This window comes from Bradyrhizobium yuanmingense (assembly GCF_900094575.1).
GTDB classification, from domain to species: Bacteria; Pseudomonadota; Alphaproteobacteria; order Rhizobiales; family Xanthobacteraceae; genus Bradyrhizobium; species Bradyrhizobium yuanmingense.
Genome location: NZ_FMAE01000002.1, coordinates 887,522 through 910,274, shown reverse-complemented (window position 1 = coordinate 910,274; position 22,753 = coordinate 887,522). Strand labels below are relative to the sequence as shown.

Here is a 22,753-nt window from a genome sequence, read left to right as displayed (position 1 = left end):
GCTTTAGCGCTTCGCGGTCCGCACGAATCCCCACGCGGCGATGGCGGCCATCACGAGGGAGATCAGCACGTTGTAGCCGGCGAGCGACAGGCCGAGGAAGCGCCATTGCACCTCGTCGCAGCGCACCACCTTCACGGTGTCGAGCTTCGACAAGAGATCGGCGGCGCTGCCGAGGTTGACGACCGGACCGGAGCAATCGGTCGGCCCCTTCCAGAACCCCCATTCGACCCCGGAATGGTAGGCGCCGAGGCCGGCATTGGCGAGCGTGGCCAGGGTGAGGATCGCCAGCCCAGCCAGCAGCAGCGGCCGCGGCGCGCCGCTTCGCGCCGCCAGCGCCGTCAGCACACCGAGCGGTATCGCAAGGTAATAGGCGTAGCGCTGCTCCAGGCACAATGGGCAGGGCAGGATCTCCAGGACGAGCTGGAAGAACCAGGCGCCCGCAATCGTGGCTGCGCCGATCAGCGTGACCAGGACCGCGGCGGTCAGCGCGGGGCTCGTGGCGCCCGGCTTGAACGCAGGTATGGCGGCACTCTGGGTGGTCACGGCAGCCTCTTTCGTATCTCGCGCGCCCTAAGCCTCTAGCCCCGGCCCATGCGGCTGTCGAGAACGGCCGGGATCACTTTGGCGCGGGTTGACCCCGTCCCGTCCATGGCTATAGTCCGCCGGCTTCGCGACGCCGCCTATGGGGCCGACCGAGGGCCCCTGTGGCGGAACTGGTAGACGCGCTCGACTCAAAATCGAGTTCCGCAAGGAGTGCTGGTTCGATTCCGGCCAGGGGCACCACGCTTCGCCCTTTGGGCTTCGCGTGGGGGCTAGAAGGGCGAAGCGTGTCCGGCGAAGCCTCTTGGCGAAGTCGAACTGGTTCAGCAAACTCGAGCTACGACCCGAGCGTTGCTGCGAGCACATCGGCCAGGCCACGCCCGGCGCTGCCGTCTTCATCCAGGCCCGGATTGTAAATGGTGATCTCCAGGCCGACCGCCTTGCCACTCGCCAAGCCAACCCGGAGCACGGTCGATAGCTCGTCCCACGACAACCCACCCGGCACGCGAAAATCGACAGCCGGCATGATGGCATCGTCGAGACAATCGGCGTCGAGATGGATGAAGAAGCCGTCCAGCTCGGCTCGCATCAGGTAATCGACGGCTTCGCGTGCAGCGGCCTCGATGCCCCGCGCCCGCACAGCCGGAAGATCAAGCACCTTGAGCTCTTCGGGAAGCGGCTGGCTTCCATATTCCGCCTGATCCTGGTGATCGCGATATCCAAACGCCACAATGTCTTCAGGGCGGACCAGAGGACCGTGACCTTCGATGTCGGCCAGGAGGGACGGGCCGTAGCCGGAAACGAAGGCAAGGTCCATCGAGGCGCCCTCACCATTGGGCTCCGCCTCGGGCTGGAAAAAATCGGCGTGGCCGTCGATGAACAACAGGCCGTAGCGGCCGCGCCGTCGAAGCGCGAGCATCGAGCCCAGCAAGATCGTGCAATCGCCGCCCAGCACCAGCGGAAACTCGCCCGCGACAAGCACCGCTTCCACCGCGTCGGCGAGCTGGGGCGACCACGCCGCTATTGCGCCGGCGTTCAAGATGCCGGTCTCGGGATCCGGCACCGGATCTTTCGAAGGCACCACCAGCCGCCCGGCGCGGCGTGCGCCGATGCGCTCCGCAAGTCGAAGCTTCAGCAGCTGTTCGGGCAAGCGCTCCACGCCGTCGGTCGCAAGGCCGAGCGTCGAAGGCGCTTCGATAATTGCATAGGGCATGGTCGGCATGGCGCCTTCCCGCTCGCGACTATTGTGCCGAGTAGGTCACGGCCTCGATCTTGTGACCGTCTGGATCGCGGACAAACGCCCCATAATAGTTGAGGTCGTAACTCGGCCGCAGCCCGGGAGCGCCAGCGTCGCTGCCACCATGCTCTAATGCTGCTGCGTAGAAGCGATCGACCATCGCGCGGTTCTCGACGGCAAAGGCGATATGACTGCCGTTACCCACGGTCGCGGGTTTTCCATCGATCGGAACTTGAACGCTGAAGTGAAACGTCCCGCTTCCGTAGCCCAGTCCACCCTCGTCCTCGGCCATCGGCGTGATCCCGACGACCGGCAAGACCGCATCGTAGAAGCGCTTCGCACGCTGAACATCATTCGTACCGACGGAGACATGATGGATCACAACGACCTCCCGTTCCGGTGTTGCTTCGTAACGGTGAGCTTCCGGTCGTTGTTCCGCAGAGCCGCCTGCGGTTCTACCCACCACGAAGCAGATGCCGGGAACCCCGCCCCCGAAGTTGCTTTATCTACAAAGGAAGCAAGACATGGACACACGCGTCAGACATTGCAGGGTCCGGATCGGATCCGTGGATACCTTCTACCGAGAAGCCGGTCCTGAACGCGCGCCCGTCGTTCTGCTACCGCACGGCTATCCCTGTTCATCCTACGAATTCCGCAATCTGATGCCGCGACTGGCCGATAAATGGCGGCTGATTGCTCCCGACTATCCCGGGTTCGGCTATAGCGGGACACCTGATGACTTCGATTACAGCTTCGACGGCTATGCCGCGTGGCTCGACCAGTTCGTGAAGCAGCTGAAGATCGAACGCTTCGTGATCTACCTTCATGATTTCGGCTCACCGATCGGAGCCAGGCTGGCGATCATGCGGCCTGAAAGGGTGGTGGCCCAGATCATTCAAAACGGCGACATACCTTACGAAGATGCGCTTGGCCCGGCATACGCCGACATCGAGAAGTTCTGGTCACTGCCCGATCAGGAGATGCGTGCGGCGATGAGGGAAGCTATCACTGAAGAGAATTTCCGCGACGAGTTCCTGAATGACGTGCGTGCGGATCTGGCTGGGCTCATCGCGCCGGACCTTTGGCGATTGCACTGGTCGCTGATGACCGAGCGGCGGAAAGACGCCGCCGCAGACGTTCTGTTTGGCCTCAAGGCGAACCGCCAATGGTTTCCCGAGCACCGCCGATATCTTCAGCAGCACAAGCCGCCAACATTGATCCTGTGGGGGCCGCAGGACCATTACATGCCTGAGGAGTCAGGGCGGGCCTATCTCCGCGACCTGCCGGATGCCGAACTGCATTTCCTGGATGGCGGCCATTGGCTGCTCGAAACCAACCTCGATGAGGTTGTCGCGCTGACGCGATCATTTCTCGAACGGATCGAACCTTAACGGGCAACGACAGCGCTTTTGTCGCCAACCGGCACCGGCGCGGGCGGCAAGCTTCCCCGATCGTCCCGGGACGTTCGACTTCCCCCAGATATTCCCTATATCGTGCGGCAACGATCTTGACGCAGCGGACCGCTTCGATGGCCAGGAGACGCACGACGGACACGGACGACCTTCCCCGCTATTTCGTCTGGGTCCGGGGGCTCGAAGGGCCCGAGCCGCAGAAATGGACGGCGATGGATTTCGGCGTCGGCGATTGGAAGCGGCCGCTCGTGCTGGCCTATTTGGAGCTACCGGAAGACGAACGGCCGCTGTCGCTATCGGTCCTGGCGCGGCGATATCCGCCGCCGCGGGTTGATCTTTCGTAAGCTGGATTGGCGGCGGCACTCCGTCGCGCGGCAACGTTGGGTCGGCACATGGCAGTCCCGTGACTTTCCCGCCCCCATGATTATGGGTGTCACCGTCTTCGGGCTGCGGTTAGACTTGCCTCGCGCCGCGGGGGACACGCGGATCGCGGGACCATGATCATGACCGAACAAGGCGAGACGGGTGAAGCCATCACCATCCTCCTCGTCGAGGACGATGCGCCGACCTGCTGGCGGCTGCAGGATGCGCTGGCCAAGGCCGGTTACGAGGTCCGCAGCGCCGGTACGCTTGCGGAGGCGCGGCAGGCCCTCGCCGCCGGGGCGCCGCGCGTGCTGCTGACCGACCTCCGACTGCCCGACGGCCACGGCGTCGAGCTGATCCGCGAGATGCGGCAGCGCTTCCCCGACACCGAAATCATGGTGATTTCCGCGCTCGGCGACGAGGAAAGCGTGATCTCCGCGATCACGGTCGGCGCCACCGGCTACCTGCTCAAGGACGCCTTCCCCACCGACATCGCCACCACGGTGCGCGATCTGGTCGCGGGACATTCGCCGATCTCGGCCTCGATCGCCCGCTTCATCGTGCGCAGGACGCAAGGTGCCGCGCAGAATTCGGCGGAGCCGCCGCCCGGCCCCGCGCTCAATACGGCAAGGCTCACCCCGCGCGAGATCGATATTCTGTGGGGCATCGCCAAAGGCTTCAGCTATGCCGAGATCGCGAGCCATCTCGGCCTGTCCAAACAGACCGTCCCCGGCCATATCAAGAACATCTATCGCAAGCTCGAGGTGCATACGCGCAGCGAGGCGGTGTTCGAGGCGGTGCAGCAGGGCCTGATCAAGCTGTGAGCGAGATCGCGGCCAAAGCACCTACGAAGGCACCGACACGCCCGCGGCGCCGGCTAATCGCCTCGCGCCTCGTGCCCTATCTGCTGCTTCAGGCGCTGATCGTGATCGTCACGATCCTGGGGATTCGGTTGCTGCAGCCGAGCGATCCCGACGACTACGCGGTGGACGATTTCTCGGCGCGGGAGGACGGTCTGACGCGCCCGGTGACGCTGCCCCATTTCACCTCGTCGCGCTATTCGCTGGCCGACCCGCCGATCTACGCCGGCACCTTCACGTTCCGGAGCGGCGATGCGGCCTCGGGCTGGTCGGTGTTCCTGCCGCGCTTCAGCAACGCGGTGGAGGTCGCCGTCAACGGCGTCGTCGTGCTCGACTCCCGACGCGACACCAACGCCAACCGGCCCGACCGCAACACGCCGCAGATCGCCGCCATCCCCGCGTCGCTGCTGCGCGAGGGCGGAAACGAGATCACGGTGCGGCTGTTCGTATGGGGCCCGCTCAAGGGCTTCCTCGACACCGTCTATGTCGGGCCGGATGCCGCCTTGCGCCCGGCCTATGAGACACGCACGCTGCTGTTCGTCACCCTGCCGGTGGTGTTTTCCGCCTGGCAGGCGATCCTGGCCGTCATCCTCGCGATCATGTGGCTGATGCGGCGTCACGAGCCGGTCTATGGCGTACTGGCGACGGCGATGGTGCTCGGCGTGGTGCAGGCATTCGCGCCGCCGCCGGTGCCGCCGGCTACGGTATCGCACCTGGCCGCGGTGCTGCTGGCCTCCGCACCGATTGAGAGCGCGCTGATCGTCGTGTTCGGCGTGCTGTTCTTCGGCTGGCGCTGGCCGCGCTACGGCACGCTGCTGTTCGTGCCCGGCGTCCTCGTGTTCGTGGTCGGGCTGATCGGGGGCCCGCCGCTACCGCGCATCCTGTTCCTGGTGCTCGGCATTCCCACCGTCGGGCTCTGCCTGTTTCTGATGGCTTGCGTCACTGCAACCGCGGTGGTGCGACGGCAAGACGCGGCGAGCTTCACGATCGGCTGCGCGGTGACCATCGTGCTGGTCTGCTGGGTCCAGGACATGCTCACGGTGCTCGACATCGTGAGCAACGATCGCATCTTCGTCTCGCGCCTGTCCTATTCGGCGATGCTGGTCGCGATCGGCGCCGGGCTGACCTGGCGCTTCGCCCGCGCCTTGAACCAGGTCGACAGCTTTGCCGGCCAGTTGGTGACGCGGGTGCGGGAGGCCGAGGAGCGGCTGAAGGCGAGCTTTGCCCGCGAGGAGGAGCGCGCCCGCGCGGCGGCGCTCGCCAACGAGCGCACGCGCCTGATGCGAGACCTGCACGACGGCCTCGGCGGCCAGCTGGTGAGCATCGTCGCGCTGTCCGAACGCGGCAGCACGGGCGCGAGCATCACGGACGCCGCCCGCGCGGCGCTGAAGGATCTCCGTCTCGTGATCGATTCCATGGACGACATTGGCGGCGACCTGATGCTGGCGCTCGGCTCCTGGCGCGAGCGCGCCACGGCCCAATTGCGCCCGCACGACATCACGCTCGACTGGCGCGTGGCGACGCCGCAGGGCCTGCCGCTGCATCCCGAGCTCAGGCCATGGCACGTCGTCCAGATCGTGCGCATCCTCGACGAAGCCGTGACCAATGCGGTCAAGCACGCGCAGGCCCGCCGCATCGCGGTGACCATCGACACGTTCGACGCGGGCCAGGGGCCGTATGGCGTGATCAGCGTGACTGACGACGGAGGCGGCTTTGCGCTGGCCGGCAATGGCGAGGCCGCGGGGGCCGGCCAGACCGCGCGCGGCCTGCGCAACATGAAAAGCCGCGCCGCGCGCTGCGGCGCGGTGCTCGACCTGACGTCTGATTCCTCCGGCACGCGCGTGCGGCTGAAATTGCCGCAACGTTTTCCCGACAGCGACATGGCCGCGGGCTGAAAGGGCCCCCTCCCCGAACGTGTGGGGCGCACGGAGAGAGGGGACGGGCCGGGTAAAATTGCCTGCGGAGGACGGGGGGGTCGTCCGCAGGCCCCTTGGCCCGAAGCGATGCATCAATTCAATGAAGCGGAAATATCAGCGCACGCCGACGCGATTGACCGGGCCGCCGCGATTCATCGGCGTGCCGGCACGCACACCGACACCGGGCGCGCCGACACCGGGGGTCGCGACGGCAGCCCGCGCGACCGGCGCTCCCACCACCACGGCGCCAGTCGGCCGCACCACGCAGCCCTTGGGCACGCCAACGGTCTTGCAATAGACCACGGCCTGCGCCGGGCTCGTGCCCAGCGACACCGTCGCCGCGCCCGCCAGCGCCATGACCGTCAGCCCTGCGCCCAGCGCTCCAGCTCTCTTCGACATCTTGCTCTCCTGGTTCCGTTCGGCGTCCCGACGCAATCACCGGGTCTCGCAGCCGAGGTGCAGCCTGAATGACAAAAGTCGGCGCGCGGATACATGCCATGAAGATGGGGGTACCGCGGGCGGGAGGACTGGCCGCTGCCATGAACATGGCATGGACCGGCGCCCGGCCTTTGCGGAATGGTCCGGCCCGATTGATCCCGGTCGGGACCAACGAGAATTCCAAAGAGGTGCTCTATGAAGATTTCGGTTCTTGCCGCGCTGCTGCTCGCAGCTGCCGCCCTGCCTGCTGCCGCACAGTCCGGTCCATCTGTGCAGGAGCAAATGGCCTGCCGCGGCGACGCCAGCAAATTCTGCGCCGAGCATATCGGCAAGCCGCCGCAGATGAACGCCTGCCTGCGCGAGAACAAGTCGAAGCTGTCCGATTCCTGCCGCAAGGTGGTCGAATCGCGCGGAGGCTAGTCCTTGATCCTTCTCTCTTGGAAGAAGCCAGAGAGGGCGGCGCTCTGCCGCCCTCTCGAAAAAATGCCAAAGGCGCGCCGCTATTCCTGCATCATTTCGCCGCTTCCGCCGAACTCGGCGGGAAAATCCTTCAGCTTGGGCAGGCCATCGCGCATCGGCAGCACGGTCTCGGCATAGTTGACGTGGACGCTGGGCGTGAACGCGAGGGTGGGGATGGTGGCGGCGAAAACGTCGACCAGACCGAGCGGCGGATGGTTGGTCATGAGATGGCCACCGCACTTCCTGCAATATTTGCGCTGGCTGAGCGGCGTCTTGACGAAGGTCTCGACATTCTGAGCGCCTTCGATGATGCGCACGGCTTCCGGCTTCCAAAGGCTGAAAGCGTTGACCGGACCGCCCGACCACGAGCGGCAGGAGCGGCAATGGCAATAGCCCATCGCCTCCGGCGCGCCCGTGACCTCGACCGTGACCGCGCCGCAGAAGCAGTTTCCGACATGTTTCATTTGGACGTCTCCCTTTTTCTGATGGATCGTTATCGCGCGTCGGCGCCCCGCGCGCCGTTTCGATTGGATGCGCGGGGCTTGACCTAGACTATACCGACCGGCGCCAGGGAATAAGCATGGAGACGCGTTGCTTGTACTGCCGGTACTCGTCGCCGAAGAGATCGACGAGATCGCTCTCCTCCAGCGCGATGCCGACGAAGATGTAGAGCGTGGTCACGGCCGCGAACAAGAGATGACCCGCGGTCATGACTGGCGCCGCCCAGAACGCGATGATGAAACCGAGATAGATCGGATGGCGGACGAATTTGTAGAGCAGCGGCGTCTTGAAACGCGGCGGCTGCATTTCCTTGCCGACGAGATGATTCGTCACCTGATGCAGGCCGAACAGTTCGAAATGGTTGATGATGAAGGTCGAGGTGAACACCAGCACCCAGCCAGCGAAGGACAATGTGACCAGTGTCACGGCAAGATCGGGGTTCTCGACCTCCCATATGACCGCGGGTAGCGGACGCCACTGCCAGAACAGCAGGAGCAATGACAGGCTCGCGAACAGCACATACGTGCTTCGCTCGACCGGCTTGGGGACGAACTGCGTCCACCATGCCTTGAATTGTTGGCGCGCCATCACGCTGTGTTGAACCGCGAACAGCGACATCAGCAGCAGATTGATGACGACCGCGCGAACGACGGGCGCTTCGGCACCGGTATCGATGGTCTTGGGCACCATCACCCCCATGACGAAGCCGATCGCGTAGAGAATGGTGACGAAAAACACGAGATATGCCGCAATTCCGTACAGAAAGGCGATGAACCTGAAAATACGAGAGCCCGTAACCTCCGGGCCGAGAGAATGAACCTGATGATCAATTTGGGTCATGAAACACTCCGTTGTGCCGAGGCATCGACACGGTTTGGTCTTCGCACCATGCCGGATCGGACGTCCCGCGGCTTTCGCGGACGATTGATTTTCGCCTGAGACGACTTTGATTTTTGCTTGAGACGACGAGAACGTGCGATTTCGCTTTGAAAACAACGTGCTGGACGGCGACCTCCGGGAGCTCACTTGCGACGGAAAACCCGTCCCGTTGCAGCCGCAGGTGTTCGATCTGCTGCTTTATCTGGTCACGCAACGGGCGCGTGTGGTCAGTAAGGATGACCTGATCAGGTCTGGAACGACCGCATCGTCTCGGATTCCGCCCTCGACAGCCGGATCAACGCCGCGCGCAAGGCGCTCGGCGACGACGGCGCGAGCCAGCGCCTGATCAAGACCATTCCGCGCAAGGGCTTTCGGTTCGTCGGCGAGGTCCGGGAAGAGGTGGCGGCATCGCCCGCGCGGACCGAAGCCAGGCTCGCTCCCCCGCGCATGGCGGACCGCCCGGCGGTCGCGGTGCTCGCCTTCGAGAACAAGAGCGGGGATCCCGAGCAGGACTATTTCGGCGACGGGATCAGCGAGGACATCCTCACCGCGCTGTCGAAGCAGCGCTGGTTCATGGTGATCGCCCGTAACTCCTCCTTCACTTACAAGGGACGCGCGGTCCATATCAGGCAGATCGCCGAGGAGCTCGGCGTCCGCTACATCGTCGAAGGCAGCGTGCGCAAGACGGACAAAACGGTGCGCATCACCGCGCAGCTCAACGACGCCGTGTCGGGCGGTCATCTCTGGGCCGAGCGCTATGACCGCGAGCTCGTCGACGTCTTCGCCGTGCAGGACGAGATCACCAACGCGATCGCCGCCGCGATCGAGCCGCAGATCCACGCCGCCGAGAATTTCCGCAGCCGTCGTAAGCCGCCGGCGAGCCTCGACGCCTGGGACCTGTTGATGCGCGCGCTGTCGCATTATTGGCGCGTGACCCGGCAGGACCATGCGGCCGCGAAGGCGCTGCTCGCGCGCGCGATCGCGATCGATCCGGATTACGGCCAGGCGTTGTCGGTGCTGGCCGTGAACGACATGTTCGGCGTGCATCTCGGCTGGACCGAGCTGGCCGCGGTTGCGCCGTCCGCGGAAGCCGCCGCGCTCAAAGCGGTGCGCTGCGACCATGAGGACGCCTGGGCACATGCCGCGCTCGGCAGCGTCTGCTTCTCGACCCGCAGGCTCCCAGACGCGCTGTCCGAGTTCGAGCAGGCGCTCGCGCTCAATCCGAACTTCTCACTGGCGCAGGGCTATTACGCGCTGGCACTGTCCTATGCCGGACGCTCGAACGACTCGTTCGAGGCCGCGCAAAAGGCGATCCGGCTGTCGCCGCGCGATCCGTCATTGGCGATCTATCACGGTATCGCCGCCTATGCGCGCTTCACCGAACGGCACTATGGCGAGGCCATCGCGCTGGCGCGCGAGGCGATCCGCCACCGCGGCGATCTTACCGGCGCATACCGCGTGCTCGCCGTCTCCGCCGGCATGACCGGCGATGGCACGCTTGCGGAAATGGCACTCGGAGAGCTCCGCCGCACCCAGCCGGGCATCTCGCTGCACTGGATCGCGACGCAGCTGCCGTGGGCCAGTGAGCGAGATCGCGAACACTATCTGGAGGGATTCCGCCGCGCAGGCTTGCAGTGAGGCGTCTTACCCTCCCTGCAGGGCAAGCGCTAAGTTCGCTTCCGGCGTAAATGGACGACGACATCGAGCCGCGCGATCTCGTGGCCGGGAAGCGCCTCGGGCATCTTGGTGAAGGCGAGGCCCTCGGCCACGTCGACCAGCACGTCCTCGCCTTCGAGATAGAAGTGCGGATGCAGGGACGTGTCGGTGTCGAAGAACGACTTGATGCCGTCGGCCGCGATCCGGCGCAAGAGGCCCGCTTCGGTGAACTGGTTCAGCGTGTTGTAGACGGTGGCGAGCGACAGGTATGCGTTCGCAGCCATCGCTTCTGCGTAGAGACTTTCTGCGGTGACGTGACGATGGCCGCCCAGGAACAGCAGTCGGCCCAGCGCCACGCGCTGGCGTGTCGGGCGCAAGCCGGCATTGCCGAGCAATTGCAGGCAGTGCTGCACGCCCGCATCCGGCGACGGCTCAAGACCGGCGATATCGGATCCGCCGTCGTCATCCGCAGGGATAGTCGTGGCCTGAATGTCCATCCATCGTCTCACGGCTCAAGCAAACGGGATGCGCAGCCGCGTCCCGCTACTTGCCATTCGATCGCAAAAGCGGCGGGCCGGCTTTGATCCGGATCAAATTTGGCGTCGACCGCCTCTGACCTGGCGCAAGGCGGGCCGGCTCATTCCCGGCCAGAATGCGCGGGCATAGATGAGGTTCGCATGTCCAAGCCGGTTCCCGACAAGGCAGAAGTCGCACTCGAATATCCCGACAAATTCTATGTCGGCACCTTCGAGCATTCGTCCCGCTTCGAGGCGAAGCTCGACGGCAGCGGCATTGCGCTGGTGCTGCAACATCCTGGTGCGGCCGATGAACGCAAATCGGTGCATCTGCACGTCAACTTCGGCCTGCTGGCCGGCATCCTGCGGGAGCTCGCCGGCAGCGTCGCCGCGCTTCCCAAGAACGACATCGCGCACCGCGAGCAGCTTGCAGAGGCGCTCGACGAATTGCGGCGGGCGCTCGGCGCAAAATGACGGGCTGATGCTTTTGGTCGCAGGCGCGGACTTGTGCACTGCCCCGGCATGCTCTCATCACTTCTGAAGGCCGCCTGATCCCTCGGAGCTGGCCGATCTACCGTGCCGTCGCACAGGCGGAGAAACAGGACGAGCTGTACATTTTTTGTGCGAGCACTGTCGCGACTTTCATCTTGCCGCGCTGAACGGGACTGTGTGAGCCTCGATGGCGGATGGGGACTGGGATGGACCGACCGTCGCTTTGCGCGCGAGGGCGCGTGCGAAGCGTTTCCGGCTGGTCTCGCTTGAGAAAGATTACGACATGCCAAAACGAGTGTTGCTTGGTCTCCTCCTGGCTTGCGGCCTTGCGGCCCCTGCGCTGGCGCAAGAGCCGAAGACGGGGGGTGTGATCAATGCCGTGATCCAGCCCGAGCCGCCCGGCCTGATGCTTGCGCAGGTCCAGAACGGCCCGACCCAGATGGTCTCGGGCAACATCTTCGAAGGCCTCTTGCGCTACAGCCCCAAGCTCGATCCCCTGCCGGAGCTCGCCGAGAGCTGGAGCGTCAGCGAGGACGCCAAGACCTACATCTTCAAGCTGAAGAAGGGCGTGACCTGGCACGACGGCAAGCCCTTCACCGCCGCCGACGTGCTGTTCTCGATCGAGATGCTGAAGCAGACCCATGCGCGCGCCCGCACCAATTTGGCGCAGGTCGACAAGGTCGAGACGCCGGACGATCATACGGTGGTCTTCACGCTGAAGCAGCCGTTCGGCCCGTTCCTCGGCATCTTCGAGGTCGGCTCGATGCCGATGGTGCCGAAGCATCTCTATGCAGGCACCGACTGGAAGACCAACCCCTACAACAACGCACCCATCGGCACCGGCCCATTCATGTTCAAGGAATGGCAGAAGGGCTCGTTCATCCGCCTGGTCAAGAATCCGAACTACCACGAAAAGGGCAAGCCCCATCTCGACGAGATCTACTGGCAGATCATCCCGGACGCCGCCGCGCGCTCGGTGGCTTACGAGACCGGCAAGGTCGACGTGCTGCCCGGCGGCTCGGTCGAGAATTTCGACGTGCCGCGGCTGTCCAAGCTGAAGGACACCTGCGTCACCGGCGCCGGCTGGGAATTCTTCTCGCCGCTGGCCTGGCTGTGGCTGAACAACCGCCAGGGTCCGCTCGCCGACAAGCGGGTGCGGCAGGCGATCATGTATGCGGTCGACCGCGACTTCGCCAAGGACGTGATCTGGAACGGGCTCGGCAAGGTCGCCACCGGCCCGTCGGCCTCGACCATCAAGTTCTATACCGATGACGTGAAGAAATACCCCTACGATCCGGCCAAGGCCAAGGCACTGCTGAAGGAAGCCGGCTACAAGGGCGAAAAGATCCGCCTGCTGCCGCTCGCCTATGGCGAGACCTGGCAGCGCTGGGGCGAAGCCGTCAAGCAGAACCTCCAGGATGTCGGCATGACCATCGAGACGATCGCCACCGACGTCGCCGGCGGCAACCAGAAGATCGCCGAGTGGGATTACGACATCGCCTTTACCTATCTCTACCAGTACGGCGACCCCGCGCTCGGAGTGGGACGCAACTACATCTCCAGCAACATCGCCAAGGGCCAGATGTTCAACAACGTCGAGGGTTACTCCAACCCGGATATCGACAAGCTGTTCGCCGAGGGCGCGGTTGCAACGCCGGATTCCAAGCGCAAGGAGATCTACGAGAAGGCGCAGAAGATCCTGGTCGAGGACGTGCCGGTTGCCTGGATGCTCGAGCTGCAATTTCCGACCATCATGCGCTGCAAGGTCAAGAACCTGATCACCACGGGGATCGGGGTCAATGACGGCTTCAAGGACGCATGGCTCGACAAGTGAAGCCTCTTACCTCTCTCCCCTGCGGGGAGAGGTCGAATGTGCGCATAGCGCACATTCGGGTGAGGGGGAGTCTCCACGAGTCCAACTGCTGATACGTTCGCGGGAAGTCCCCCTCACCCCAACCCTCTCCCCGCAAGCGGGGCGAGGGAGTCACTCCGTCTCCGTGGCGCCAGGTCACATCACCAATATGACTCACTAGATGCTCTCCTTCGTTGCTCAGCGCGTCCTGAAGGGCGTGATCGTCCTGCTCGCGATCGTCGTTCTCAATTTCTTCCTGATCCGCCTGGCGCCTGGCGATCCCGCGATCGTGATGGCGGGCGAGGCCGGGGCCAGCGATCAGGTCTTCGTCAAGCAGCTCCGGGAGAAGTTCGGGCTCGACAAGCCGCTGCCCGAGCAGCTCTTCATCTACGTCAAGGGCGTCGTCAGCCTCGACCTCGGCTTTTCCTTCCGCCAGCAGGCTCCGGTCGCAAAACTGATCGGCGAGCGGCTGCCGGCGACGCTGTTGTTGACGCTGACCGCCTTCGCGATCTCGCTCACGCTCGGCATCCTGTTCGGCACCTTCGCCGCGCGCTTTGCCGGAACCTTCCTCGACACCGCCATCACCGTGTTCGCTCTGATCTTCTACGCCATGCCGATCTTCTGGGTGGCGCTGATGGGCATCCTCCTGTTCTCGGTCACGATGGATTGGCTGCCGAGCTTCGGTTACGAGACGGTCGGCGCCAATCTCACCGGCCTTGCCCACGCGTTCGACGTCGCAAAGCACCTGATCATGCCGGCGATGACGCTGGGACTGTTCTTCATGGCGACCTACACCCGCATGACGCGCGCCTCGATGCTGGAGGTGAAACGCCTCGACTTCGTCAAGACGGCGCGCGCCAAGGGGCTCTCCGACGCCGTGATCCAGCGCCGCCACGTGCTGCGCAACGCGCTGCTGCCGGTGGTGACGCTCGCCGGCGTGCATTCCGGCACGCTGATCGGCGGCGCCGTCATCACCGAGACCGTATTCGCCTGGCCCGGCATCGGGCGGCTGATGTACGACGCACTGCTGCAGCGGGATTACAATCTGCTGCTCGGCGTGTTCGTGATCTGCTCCGCCATGGTCCTCACCTTCAACCTCATCACCGACCTCGTCTATCGCCTGGTCGATCCGCGGATCGAATACGCCGCATGAAACAGTTCTGGAAATCGATGCTGAAGAGCCCGAGCGGCGTCATCGGGCTCGTCATCCTCCTGGTTGCAATCTCTGTCGCGGTGTTCGGACCGATGCTGTTCCCGAACTCGCCCTGGCGCATGGTGCAGCGGCCGTTCCTGCCGCCGTTCACGCTCGGGGCCGTGCCGCTCGGCACCGACGCGCTCGGCCGCGACATCTTCGCCGGCATGATCTTCGGCGCCCGCGTCTCGCTTCTGGTCGGTCTCGTCTCCACGCTGGCGGCGCTGATCGTGGGCGTGCCGATCGGGGCCATGGCCGGTTATTTCGGCGGCAAGGTCGACGACGCCCTGATGCGCTTCACCGAGTTCTTCCAGACCATTCCGAGCTTCGCGCTCGCGATCGTGCTGGTCGCCATCCTGCAGCCCTCGATCTATTCGATCGTCGCCTCGATCGCGGTGGTGAGCTGGCCGCCGGTCGCTCGCCTCGTGCGCGGCGAGGTGCTGTCGCTGCGCACGCGCGAATATGTCCAGGCCGCCGTCGTCACCGGCCAGAGCAACAGCTGGATCATCCTGCGCGAGATCCTGCCCAACGCGTTGTCGCCCGTGATCGTGCTGGCCTCGTTGATGGTGGCCACCGCGATCCTGCTTGAATCCTCGCTGTCCTTCCTCGGCCTCGGCGATCCCAATCTGATCTCCTGGGGCTACATGGTCGGCGCCGGCCGCACCGTGATCCGACAGGCCTGGTGGATCACCGTGTTTCCCGGCATCGCCATCCTGATCTCGGTGCTCGGGCTGAACCTGATCGGCGAAGGCCTCAACGATGCGCTCAATCCGCGCCTGTCGCGGGAGGGCCGCTGACGATGACCGCCTCGCCCGCCGTCTCCATCAGGAACTTGCGGATCGCGCTGCCCAAGGGCGCCGAGCGCCCCTTCGCGGTCGACGGTGTCTCGCTCGATCTGCAGCCCGGCAAGATCGTCTGCGTCGTCGGCGAGTCCGGCTCCGGCAAGTCGATGTGCGCGCATGCGCTGATGGGCCTTTTGCCGGATACGGTCTCGGTCACCTCCGGTGAAATCCAGTTCGAGGGCCGGGACCTGCTCAAGCTCGCTGACGACGGCTGGCGCGATCTGCGCGGCCGTCGGCTGGCGATGATCTTCCAGGAGCCGATGACCGCGCTCAATCCGTTGATGCGGATCGGCGACCAGATGGCGGAGATGTTCGAGGCGCACGGCCTGCTCACGCCGAAGGAGCGGCGGGCCAAGGCGCTGGCGCTGGCAAGCGAAGTCGGCCTGCCCGACCCTGAGCGTATCGTGCGCGCCTATCCGCACCAGCTCTCCGGCGGCCAACGCCAGCGCGCCATGATCGCGATGGCGCTCGCGCTCGAGCCCGCGGTGCTGGTCGCGGACGAGCCGACCACCGCGCTCGACGTCACCACGCAGGCCCAGATCCTGAAGCTGATCCGCAACCTCCAGCGGAGCCGCAACATGGCGGTGATGTTCATCACCCATGATTTCGGCGTGGTCGCCGACATCGCCGACCAGGTCGTGGTGCTCCGCCACGGCAAGGTCGTGGAGGAAGGTCCGGCCGCGGCCATCTTCAACGAGCCGCAGCACGACTACACCAAGGCATTGCTTGCCGCCGTGCCCTCGATGGATCCGCCGCCGCGAGAGCCATTGGACGATCGGGCCAAGGCCGTCGAGGTGATCGGGCTGGACAAGACCTACGTCACGTCGGGCGGCTGGTTCCGCCAGGCCCGCCGCGTCGATGCGGCGCGCGCGGTCAACTTCAACATCCTCAAGGGCGAGACGCTCGGCCTCGTCGGTGAATCCGGCTCGGGCAAGTCGTCGGTAGCGCGCCTGGTGATGCGACTGATCGAAGCCGACCGCGGCACGGTGCGGATCGGCGAGACCGACCTGACCTCGCTTTCCGGCAAGGCGCTGCGCGGCGAGCGCCATCGCATCCAGATGATCTTCCAGGATCCGTTCGCCTCGCTCAATCCGCGCCGCAAGATCGGCCACATCATCGCCGACGGGCCGATCGCAGCCGGGACCGATTCGAAGGTGGCGTTCGACCGCGCCCGCGATCTCCTCAAGATGGTGGGCCTGGACGCCGGCGCGCTCGAGCGCTATCCGCATGAATTCTCGGGCGGCCAGCGCCAGCGCATCGGCATCGCCCGCGCGCTTGCGCTCGAGCCGGAGATCATCGTCGCGGACGAGGCCGTCTCCGCGCTCGACGTCTCGGTGCAGGCGCAGGTGTTGAAGCTGCTGGAAGATCTCAAGGCGCGCCTTGGCCTGTCGATGCTGTTCATCACCCACGATCTGCGCGTCGCGGCCCAGATCTGCGACCGTATCGCGGTGATGCAGCGCGGCGCCATCGTCGAGCTGAAGCCGACGGCGCAACTCTTCGCCGCGCCCGAGCACGCCTATACGCGCGAATTGCTCGCAGCCGTGCCCGGACGGAAGGAGCACGCGCCGGCGGCCTGAGGCGGCTCGTCCTCGTTCATTGATTTCCGTGATGGTTCCAAAAACTTGCACGCCGAGCGAGGCGAAACATATTCGATTCAGCGGCATTTGCTTTCGTGAGATCATCCTTGCTCATGTCGGCAAGGGGTGACTTGACGCCATAGTCGCTCGTCGCGGCTGGCGTCGTACAACGAACGTGATGTGATGGGCAGCTCAACAACCCAGCAAGCAAGACGCACCGGGATGCTGGGAACTGCGCAGCCTGGTCACGCGCTTTTTATCCGGTCGTGACCGGACCGGCCGCTTCAAAGCTTAAGGGCATGACCATAGATGACGTTTGAATGATCGACGTCATCTCATGACGGACTCACACTGTTATTCGGAGCCAACATGGGCGAAGTTATTCGATTTGTCTCGAAGTCCGAGCGCGAGCGAACGCGCCTCATCCAGGAAGCGCGGGCGATCTACGACAGCATCTTCCCGCCGGTCGATCCGACGGACGAGGGCCAGGGAAGGCCGGCGATCCGTCGCCCGTTCATCGGCCGCGACGGAGGTAACGTATCGTGATCAAGATCATCGCCGTGCTTTGCAGCCTCGCCTCTCCCTCCAATTGTCACGAGCAGATCGTCACCACGTCGGACTTTGCGCAAATCTCGGTGCAGGCCTGCCTGATGGGCGCGCCGCAGCTTGCCGAATGGATGAACCAGCATCCGGCCGAGCGCCTGGCGGCCTGGCGCTGCGTGATCGGAGACCAGGGGCGCCGGGGAATCTAGCGAGGCGGATTCTCCTCCGACAAATCAAGGCGACCCACAAATCACGGAGTGACGCCAGTCCATTGCCGGTCTACCCTCCCTGTTCGAAAATGAGGGGGAAGCCGGATGGAGGTCGCCAGCCTCGTTCTTCCCGTATTCGCGATCATCGTCACCGGCTGGCTCGCCGGCGAGCTCGGCTATCTCTCGCGGGCGCTGGCCGATGCCCTGGTGCATTTCGCCTACAACGTGGCGATGCCGGCGCTGTTGATTGTCACGATCGCCCAGGAGCCGGCGCGCAATCTCCTGGAATGGCGTTTTCTGCTCGCCTTCGGCGGCGGCTCGCTGATCTGCTTCGCGCTCGTGTTCGTGCCGGTCCGCGCAGGCGGCAAACACGACCTCGCCAGCAGCACCATTCACGGGATGGCGGCGGCGATGACCAACACCGGGTTCGTTGCGCTGCCGATCCTGCATGCGATCTACGGCCAACCCGCCGTCCTGCCCGCGGCCGTCGCGACGGTGTTCGTGGCCGCGGTGATGTTTCCGATCACGGTGATCCTGCTGGAAAAGCGCGATGCACGCGGGGCCTCCGTGGGCTCTATGGGACTGGCAAAGCAGATCCTGCTCAATCCCATGGTGCTGTCGACGTTCATCGGCCTCACCTGGGCGGTGACGGGACTGCCGATTCCGGCACCGGTCGCGGCCTATCTCAACATGATCGCTGCCGCGCTCACGCCGTGCGCGCTGTTCGCCATCGGGCTTGGCCTGTCCATCGAGGGCTTGCGGTCCAACCTGAAAGCGTCGTTTGCGCTCGCGGCGGTGAAACTGGTGGTCATGCCGCTCATCGTCTACGGGCTTTGCGTCGTGATCGGCCTCACCCCTCTCTACACGGTTGCGGCGGTCATCTGCGCGGCCGTGCCGACGGCGAAAACCGTCTACGTCCTCGCACATGAACACAAGGTCGAGGAGAAGCTGGTTGCGGCCACGGTCTCGATCACGACGATGCTGTCGGTCGCGACATTGCTCATCGCGCTTTATCTGCTCTCGGGATCGGCGAGCGGCATGCGTTGATCCGCCAGTGGCCTCCACCTTGCCGGAGCCCTCTATCTCGTGGTGTTGCTCCAGGTGGGAGCCGAGTTGGTCACGCCGACCGAGGGCCAATTGTATGATCCGATCGACGGCGCGGTGACAGTGCCAACCGACTGTCCCGACGATCCGTAGGCCGCCCTCGGTTGCGCGGCCGGCGCTCCGGCTCCGCCATAGGTCGGAGCCACCACACCAGTGCTGTATTGCCGGCTGGACCGGACCTTTTTCGCCTCAGCTGCGAATGGTGCGGCAAGCAGTCCCGTCGTGATCAGCGCGGAAATGGCGAGTCTGATGGTTTTCATGGCTGATCCCTTCACCCGTTGCGCGCCCCGATATGCCAAGTGTTCATGCATCGGCAAATTTCCATGGGTTCTCCCTTCATAATTCCGTGTGCGGACGAAGGTGCCGGAGCGCGGCGGACTCATACCGTCTTCGGATGGACCCGAATCAGCGCTAGTGCATTGCTTTCAGTGACTTCCCTGGACGCAAGCATGACCGGCGCCGAACTGAAGCAGCTTCGCAACGACCTCTCCGATGCCCTCGAGCGCAAGCTCAGCGCGGCCGACATGGCCAAGCTTTGCGGACTGCCGGAAAGAGGCGGCGCCGACACCATCCGGCGCTGGGAGGTCAGCGGCCCGACGCCGGAGGGGACCAGGATACTGCGCGTGCTCGCGATGGCGAGCGAGCGCTATCCGATCCTGGAGAAGTTCGACATCTTCGATCGACACGACGTGCGTGAGGAAGACAGGCCGGCAAAGCGCGCCGCCTTTCGCGCGCAGATGCGCGATGAGGCACGGCGGCGTCTTGGTTAACGCAAGGCGCGCGCAAGTTACCGACAGAGTGCGCCGTTAAGCCTTCCTTCACCACTTCTTAAGTTGCCATTAAGCACGAAAATCATTTACGGCCCAACAAGTTACGTTGGCCGTCGCTGTGCCACGGATGTGACAGCATTTTCGTCAAAAGCGAGCTATCTGCAAAACCAATGCGGCGCAGCAAACGCGCCTGCCGGGGACCTTACGTGTTGGAGTTCAAGACGATGAAGAAGATTCTGTTTGCGACCGTGGCGCTGCTCGTGTTGGGCGCGGCTGCGCCGGCCGTCGGTGCCGATCTCGGCAACCGCAATTATTACAAGACGCCCGCGCCGGCCTACGCCGCGCCGATCTACAATTGGACGGGCTTCTATCTCGGCGCCCATGTCGGCGGCGCGTTCTCCAGCGACAACAATTTCAATGGCCTCTCCACCGGCAACAACGGCAACGGCCGCTTCCTCGGCGGCGTGCAGGTCGGTGCGGACTGGCAGTTCCACCCGAACTTCGTGGTCGGCGTCGAAGGCCAGTATTCCTGGCTCTCCGGCAGCGTCGGCGCCGTGTTCCCGGGCGGCATCGCCTACACCAACGACCAGCGCGGCCTCGGCTCGATCACGGGCCGCGTCGGCTACACCTGGGGTCCCGGCCTGGTCTATGTGAAGGGCGGCTACGCCTATTCGGACAACAACGAGAGGGTCACCGTCGGCGGCGTGCCGGCCGCCTTCGTCATCACCGGCGATCACCGCAACGGCTACACCGTCGGCGCCGGCCTCGAATACATGTTCGCCCCGAACTGGTCGGCCAAGGCCGAGTACCAGTACTACAATTTCGGCGACGCCAGCTTCACCGCCGGTCCGCTCGCCGGCACCGGCGCCTTCACCACCGACGACCATGCCTTCAAGGCGGGCGTCAACTACCGCTTCAACTGGGCGAGCCCGGCCATGGCGCGCTATTGATCGGTTACCAGGACCTTATCAAGATGAAGGGGCCGGCCTCGTTGCCGGCCCCTCTTTTTTCGCTCTGCGGAACAACGTCAACCGATTGGGCTCATTGCGATTCCTTAACCGGTGCTGCCGATACTGCAGCCACAAATAGAAGAACATTGGGGGAATTTTCGATGCCGATCCGTTTGGGCCTTGGCCGCTTCCTTGGCAGTTTCCGTCCGCGTTTCAAAATGCCCAAATGGGGCGTGCGCGGCAGCCTGTTCGCGGCGTTTGCGGTCATCGCGGGCATGGGCCTCGTGATCGCGGCCGGCGCCGGCCTTGCGCTGCAGAATCTCGGCGGACGCATGACTGAACTGAGCGGACGGGACATTCCGCGCCTTTCCGCCAGCCTGCAATTGTCGGCGCTGAGTGCGAGCCTCGCGGCGCAGGGACCGGCCCTGCTTGCGGCGCAGAGCGAGGACGCTCTGAACGAGCGCACCAAGAAACTCAGGGAATTACAGGAGCAGACGCAGCAGAAGCTCAACGAGATCATCGAGCTCGGCGGCGACAAGAGCGTCGTCTCCGGGCTCAGCGAGACGATGAAGAGCATCAACGAGGCGGCTCAGAGCCTGACGAAAGCCGCCCGCGAACGGCTCGACATCGCGGCGCTGCACGACAAGCAATATGACGCGCTTCGCGCCGCGCAGGGCGCCTTCGTCGGCGCAGCGAGTCCGGCGATGCTGGACGCGCAGACCCGCGTCAATGCCATTCTCGGTTCAGCCGACCTGTCAGCCGCAGACGCGACCGACGCCGCGCAGACCGTCGGTCAGCTCGGCAACGTCGTCGCCAGCGGTAATCTCGCCGCCGCCAACATGAGCGCGGCGCTGTCGGCGAACACCAGCGACAAGCTCGATGACATCCAGAAGGAATTCAAGACGGCGCAGGGGCGCCTGCGGTCGAACCTCGATCTGTTGCCGGACAACCAGGGCAACAAGATGCTGCGCGACACCGCGGAAAAGCTGCTCGCGCTCGGCACCGGCAAGACCGGCGTGTTCAATCTGCGCGAGAAAGAGCTCGACTCCATCGACTACGGCCAGACCATCCTGGACGAGACCCGCAAGCTCAATGTCGGGCTCGGCATCAGCGTGCAGCAGCTCGTCGACGGCGTGCAGAAAGAGACCAACACCTCGACCTTCCAGGCGCGGCAGGAGATTTCGCTCGCGACGTCGGTCATGCTGGGCTTGGGCGCGCTGATGCTGGTCGGCTCGGCGCTGTTCGTCTGGCTCTATGTCGGCCGTAACATCCTGCGCCGGATCGGCGCCTTGCAGCAGTCGATGCAGCTGCTCGCGAACGGGGATCTCGAAACCGAGATCTACCGCTCGAAGAATCACAACGACGAAATCTCGGTGATGGCGAACACGCTGCAGGTGTTCCGGGAGAGCATGATCGAGACCCGCGCGCTGACGAGCGAGCAGGACAAGGACCGTATCGCCAAGGCCGAGCGCGCCGCGCGCATGGAGGCGAAGATCGCCCAGTTCGAAAGCACGGTGCGCTCCGCGCTCGATAATCTGGCCCAATCGGCCAATTCGATGCAATCGACCGCGCAGAGCATGTCGAACACCGCCGACCAGTCCAACGCGCTGGTCAACGCGGTCGCCTCCGCGGCGGAAGAGACGTCGGTCAACGTGCAGACCGTCTCGGCCGGCACCGAGCAGCTGTCCTCCTCGATCCAGGAGATCAGCCGTCAGGTCGTGACCTCCGCCGAGATCGCCAAAAAGGCGGTCGACGAAGCGGGAGCGACCGACGCCACGGTGCAGAGCCTTGCCGACAGCGCGAGCCGCATCAGCGTCGTCGTCGACCTGATCCAGACCATTGCCTCGCAGACCAATCTGCTCGCGCTCAACGCCACCATCGAGGCGGCGCGCGCCGGCGAGGCCGGCCGCGGCTTCGCGGTGGTTGCCTCCGAGGTGAAGAGCCTGGCGAGCCAGACCGCCAAGGCGACCGACGAGATCCGCACCCAGATCGCCAGCATGCAGTCAGTCACGACCTCCGCGGTCGGCGCCATCCAGGGCATCGGCCGGATCATCGGCGAGATCAACGACGTCACCACCACGATCGCAGCGGCGGTCGAGGAGCAGGGCGCCGCGACGCGCGAAATCGCCCGCAACATCCAGCATGCCGCCGGCGGCACCAGCGAGGTCTCCAGCAACATCGTCGGCGTCTCCACCGCGTCCGCCGAAGCCGGCGCTGCGGCCACCGAGGTGCTGGGCGCTTCGGACGCGTTGCGCCGCGAGGCCGATATGCTGCGCGGGGAGATCGACGCCTTCCTCAACGACATGCGGGCGGCGTAAGGCCCTGTCCTGTAGCCTGGATGGAGCGTAGCGCAATCCGGGCTACGGAAAACTGCCTCGGTATGACCGCCATGCTGTCGCCGCCCAGCATCCTTTTTCGGCTGGCGCCCCGCGCGCGCTGGGTTTAA

24 protein-coding genes, 1 tRNA gene and 1 pseudogene are annotated in these 22,753 nt (G+C 64.7%); 18 read left to right on the top strand and 8 right to left on the bottom strand.

From position 1 onward, the window contains the following. Positions 1-3: 3 nt before the first annotated feature. The gene (locus tag GA0061099_RS09360) at positions 4-543 is read right to left on the bottom strand and encodes a disulfide bond formation protein B (RefSeq protein ID WP_036020670.1); all 540 of its coding nucleotides are present in this window, start codon (positions 541-543) and stop codon (positions 4-6) included. A 155-nt stretch (positions 544-698) separates the two neighbouring features. Here GA0061099_RS09360 and GA0061099_RS09355 point away from each other — a divergent pair. Next, a tRNA-Leu gene (locus GA0061099_RS09355) sits at positions 699-783 on the top strand. Between the two features lie 94 nt (positions 784-877). Here GA0061099_RS09355 and GA0061099_RS09350 read toward each other — a convergent pair. Both GA0061099_RS09350 and GA0061099_RS09345 read right to left on the bottom strand, forming a co-directional pair. Beyond that, entirely contained in the window at positions 878-1,762 is an 885-nt protein-coding gene (locus GA0061099_RS09350; protein WP_036020669.1) for an arginase family protein, read from the bottom strand. 19 nt (positions 1,763-1,781) lie between these two features. Next, a complete protein-coding gene (locus tag GA0061099_RS09345) occupies positions 1,782-2,159 on the bottom strand; it encodes a VOC family protein (protein ID WP_035996730.1) in 378 nt (125 codons plus the stop codon). A 142-nt stretch (positions 2,160-2,301) separates the two neighbouring features. Here GA0061099_RS09345 and GA0061099_RS09340 point away from each other — a divergent pair, with 142 nt between their 5' ends. The 4 genes from GA0061099_RS09340 to GA0061099_RS09325 all read left to right on the top strand — a co-directional run bounded on the left by GA0061099_RS09340 (position 2,302) and on the right by GA0061099_RS09325 (position 6,307). Next, positions 2,302-3,168 carry an alpha/beta fold hydrolase gene (locus GA0061099_RS09340; protein WP_036020665.1) on the top strand — a complete coding sequence of 289 codons (867 nt, stop codon included), beginning with the start codon at positions 2,302-2,304 and terminating at the stop codon, positions 3,166-3,168. Between the two features lie 137 nt (positions 3,169-3,305). Beyond that, positions 3,306-3,533, top strand: a complete 228-nt coding sequence (locus tag GA0061099_RS09335; protein WP_036020661.1) for a hypothetical protein — start codon at positions 3,306-3,308, stop codon at positions 3,531-3,533. A gap of 159 nt (positions 3,534-3,692) precedes the next feature. Beyond that, the gene (locus GA0061099_RS09330) at positions 3,693-4,376 is read left to right on the top strand and encodes a response regulator transcription factor (RefSeq protein ID WP_036020692.1); all 684 of its coding nucleotides are present in this window, start codon (positions 3,693-3,695) and stop codon (positions 4,374-4,376) included. Next, on the top strand, positions 4,373-6,307 hold the full coding sequence (locus tag GA0061099_RS09325; RefSeq protein ID WP_036020659.1) for a sensor histidine kinase: 1,935 nt from the start codon (positions 4,373-4,375) through the stop codon (positions 6,305-6,307). Before GA0061099_RS09330 ends, GA0061099_RS09325 begins: the two co-directional genes overlap by 4 nt. A gap of 135 nt (positions 6,308-6,442) precedes the next feature. Here GA0061099_RS09325 and GA0061099_RS09320 read toward each other — a convergent pair whose 3' ends face one another. Further along, positions 6,443-6,727, bottom strand: coding sequence for a hypothetical protein (locus GA0061099_RS09320; RefSeq protein ID WP_036020657.1), 285 nt, complete (start codon positions 6,725-6,727; stop codon positions 6,443-6,445). A 234-nt stretch (positions 6,728-6,961) separates the two neighbouring features. Between GA0061099_RS09320 and GA0061099_RS09315 the strand changes: the two genes are divergently transcribed. Next, complete coding sequence (locus tag GA0061099_RS09315) at positions 6,962-7,186, top strand: hypothetical protein (RefSeq protein ID WP_036020653.1); 225 nt, start codon at positions 6,962-6,964, stop codon at positions 7,184-7,186. Between the two features lie 80 nt (positions 7,187-7,266). On the opposite strand, the gene GA0061099_RS09310 is transcribed toward GA0061099_RS09315, so the two are convergent. Further along, positions 7,267-7,689 (bottom strand): GFA family protein, encoded by a 423-nt coding sequence (locus GA0061099_RS09310; RefSeq protein WP_035996716.1) that lies wholly within the window; start codon positions 7,687-7,689, stop codon positions 7,267-7,269. Positions 7,690-7,777: 88 nt separating this feature from the next. Then, positions 7,778-8,566, bottom strand: a complete 789-nt coding sequence (gene mddA / locus GA0061099_RS09305; RefSeq protein WP_035996713.1) for a methanethiol S-methyltransferase — start codon at positions 8,564-8,566, stop codon at positions 7,778-7,780. Positions 8,567-8,699: 133 nt separating this feature from the next. Between mddA and GA0061099_RS09300 the strand changes: the two are divergent. Continuing rightward, positions 8,700-10,243, top strand: a pseudogene (locus tag GA0061099_RS09300) (winged helix-turn-helix domain-containing tetratricopeptide repeat protein). A 29-nt stretch (positions 10,244-10,272) separates the two neighbouring features. On the opposite strand, the gene irr reads toward GA0061099_RS09300, so the two are convergent. Beyond that, the gene (irr, locus tag GA0061099_RS09295; protein WP_036020650.1) at positions 10,273-10,758 is read right to left on the bottom strand and encodes a Fur family transcriptional regulator Irr; all 486 of its coding nucleotides are present in this window, start codon (positions 10,756-10,758) and stop codon (positions 10,273-10,275) included. A 180-nt stretch (positions 10,759-10,938) separates the two neighbouring features. Between irr and GA0061099_RS09290 the strand changes: the two genes are divergently transcribed. The 8 genes from GA0061099_RS09290 (at position 10,939) to GA0061099_RS09260 (ending at position 18,530) form a co-directional block, all read left to right on the top strand. After that, positions 10,939-11,250, top strand: a complete 312-nt coding sequence (locus GA0061099_RS09290) for a hypothetical protein (RefSeq protein WP_036020648.1) — start codon at positions 10,939-10,941, stop codon at positions 11,248-11,250. 301 nt (positions 11,251-11,551) lie between these two features. Next, on the top strand, positions 11,552-13,102 hold the full coding sequence (locus GA0061099_RS09285) for an ABC transporter substrate-binding protein (protein ID WP_035996790.1): 1,551 nt from the start codon (positions 11,552-11,554) through the stop codon (positions 13,100-13,102). 199 nt (positions 13,103-13,301) lie between these two features. After that, positions 13,302-14,273, top strand: a complete 972-nt coding sequence (locus GA0061099_RS09280; RefSeq protein ID WP_035996702.1) for an ABC transporter permease — start codon at positions 13,302-13,304, stop codon at positions 14,271-14,273. Further along, positions 14,270-15,109 (top strand): ABC transporter permease, encoded by an 840-nt coding sequence (locus GA0061099_RS09275; RefSeq protein WP_035996700.1) that lies wholly within the window; start codon positions 14,270-14,272, stop codon positions 15,107-15,109. Before GA0061099_RS09280 ends, GA0061099_RS09275 begins: the two co-directional genes overlap by 4 nt. A 2-nt stretch (positions 15,110-15,111) precedes the next feature. Further along, positions 15,112-16,731, top strand: a complete 1,620-nt coding sequence (locus tag GA0061099_RS09270) for an ABC transporter ATP-binding protein (protein ID WP_036020646.1) — start codon at positions 15,112-15,114, stop codon at positions 16,729-16,731. 369 nt (positions 16,732-17,100) lie between these two features. Continuing rightward, positions 17,101-17,277, top strand: a complete 177-nt coding sequence (locus tag GA0061099_RS41060; RefSeq protein WP_167361648.1) for a hypothetical protein — start codon at positions 17,101-17,103, stop codon at positions 17,275-17,277. Beyond that, positions 17,274-17,483, top strand: a complete 210-nt coding sequence (locus tag GA0061099_RS09265) for a hypothetical protein (RefSeq protein WP_035996696.1) — start codon at positions 17,274-17,276, stop codon at positions 17,481-17,483. Before GA0061099_RS41060 ends, GA0061099_RS09265 begins: the two co-directional genes overlap by 4 nt. A gap of 105 nt (positions 17,484-17,588) precedes the next feature. Continuing rightward, complete coding sequence (locus GA0061099_RS09260) at positions 17,589-18,530, top strand: AEC family transporter (RefSeq protein WP_036020644.1); 942 nt, start codon at positions 17,589-17,591, stop codon at positions 18,528-18,530. 32 nt (positions 18,531-18,562) lie between these two features. Here the strand turns inward: GA0061099_RS09260 and GA0061099_RS09255 are convergent, their stop codons facing one another. Beyond that, positions 18,563-18,847 (bottom strand): hypothetical protein, encoded by a 285-nt coding sequence (locus tag GA0061099_RS09255; protein ID WP_036020690.1) that lies wholly within the window; start codon positions 18,845-18,847, stop codon positions 18,563-18,565. Between the two features lie 189 nt (positions 18,848-19,036). Between GA0061099_RS09255 and GA0061099_RS09250 the strand changes: the two genes are divergently transcribed. The 3 genes from GA0061099_RS09250 (at position 19,037) to GA0061099_RS09240 (ending at position 22,625) form a co-directional block, all read left to right on the top strand. Next, a complete protein-coding gene (locus GA0061099_RS09250; protein WP_035996689.1) occupies positions 19,037-19,357 on the top strand; it encodes a hypothetical protein in 321 nt (106 codons plus the stop codon). A gap of 224 nt (positions 19,358-19,581) precedes the next feature. After that, complete coding sequence (locus tag GA0061099_RS09245) at positions 19,582-20,307, top strand: outer membrane protein (protein WP_036020688.1); 726 nt, start codon at positions 19,582-19,584, stop codon at positions 20,305-20,307. A gap of 161 nt (positions 20,308-20,468) precedes the next feature. After that, positions 20,469-22,625 carry a methyl-accepting chemotaxis protein gene (locus GA0061099_RS09240; RefSeq protein WP_074447650.1) on the top strand — a complete coding sequence of 719 codons (2,157 nt, stop codon included), beginning with the start codon at positions 20,469-20,471 and terminating at the stop codon, positions 22,623-22,625. The last annotated feature ends 128 nt before the right edge of the window (positions 22,626-22,753 follow it).

Excerpts from the sequence above, each read along its gene's own strand:
- GA0061099_RS09350 (WP_036020669.1), bottom strand. The coding sequence starts at position 1,762 with ATGCCGACCATGCCCTATGCAATTATCGAAGCGCCTTCGACGCTCGGC.
- GA0061099_RS09340 (WP_036020665.1), top strand. The coding sequence starts at position 2,302 with ATGGACACACGCGTCAGACATTGCAGGGTCCGGATCGGATCCGTGGAT.
- GA0061099_RS09335 (WP_036020661.1), top strand. The coding sequence starts at position 3,306 with ATGGCCAGGAGACGCACGACGGACACGGACGACCTTCCCCGCTATTTC.
- GA0061099_RS09330 (WP_036020692.1), top strand. The coding sequence starts at position 3,693 with ATGACCGAACAAGGCGAGACGGGTGAAGCCATCACCATCCTCCTCGTC.
- GA0061099_RS09320 (WP_036020657.1), bottom strand. The coding sequence starts at position 6,727 with ATGTCGAAGAGAGCTGGAGCGCTGGGCGCAGGGCTGACGGTCATGGCG.
- GA0061099_RS09315 (WP_036020653.1), top strand. The coding sequence starts at position 6,962 with ATGAAGATTTCGGTTCTTGCCGCGCTGCTGCTCGCAGCTGCCGCCCTG.
- GA0061099_RS09310 (WP_035996716.1), bottom strand. The coding sequence starts at position 7,689 with ATGAAACATGTCGGAAACTGCTTCTGCGGCGCGGTCACGGTCGAGGTC.
- mddA (WP_035996713.1), bottom strand. The coding sequence starts at position 8,566 with ATGACCCAAATTGATCATCAGGTTCATTCTCTCGGCCCGGAGGTTACG.
- irr (WP_036020650.1), bottom strand. The coding sequence starts at position 10,758 with ATGGACATTCAGGCCACGACTATCCCTGCGGATGACGACGGCGGATCC.
- GA0061099_RS09290 (WP_036020648.1), top strand. The coding sequence starts at position 10,939 with ATGTCCAAGCCGGTTCCCGACAAGGCAGAAGTCGCACTCGAATATCCC.
- GA0061099_RS09285 (WP_035996790.1), top strand. The coding sequence starts at position 11,552 with ATGCCAAAACGAGTGTTGCTTGGTCTCCTCCTGGCTTGCGGCCTTGCG.
- GA0061099_RS09280 (WP_035996702.1), top strand. The coding sequence starts at position 13,302 with ATGCTCTCCTTCGTTGCTCAGCGCGTCCTGAAGGGCGTGATCGTCCTG.
- GA0061099_RS09275 (WP_035996700.1), top strand. The coding sequence starts at position 14,270 with ATGAAACAGTTCTGGAAATCGATGCTGAAGAGCCCGAGCGGCGTCATC.
- GA0061099_RS09270 (WP_036020646.1), top strand. The coding sequence starts at position 15,112 with ATGACCGCCTCGCCCGCCGTCTCCATCAGGAACTTGCGGATCGCGCTG.
- GA0061099_RS41060 (WP_167361648.1), top strand. The coding sequence starts at position 17,101 with ATGGGCGAAGTTATTCGATTTGTCTCGAAGTCCGAGCGCGAGCGAACG.
- GA0061099_RS09260 (WP_036020644.1), top strand. The coding sequence starts at position 17,589 with ATGGAGGTCGCCAGCCTCGTTCTTCCCGTATTCGCGATCATCGTCACC.
- GA0061099_RS09255 (WP_036020690.1), bottom strand. The coding sequence starts at position 18,847 with ATGAAAACCATCAGACTCGCCATTTCCGCGCTGATCACGACGGGACTG.
- GA0061099_RS09250 (WP_035996689.1), top strand. The coding sequence starts at position 19,037 with ATGACCGGCGCCGAACTGAAGCAGCTTCGCAACGACCTCTCCGATGCC.
- GA0061099_RS09245 (WP_036020688.1), top strand. The coding sequence starts at position 19,582 with ATGAAGAAGATTCTGTTTGCGACCGTGGCGCTGCTCGTGTTGGGCGCG.
- GA0061099_RS09240 (WP_074447650.1), top strand. The coding sequence starts at position 20,469 with ATGCCGATCCGTTTGGGCCTTGGCCGCTTCCTTGGCAGTTTCCGTCCG.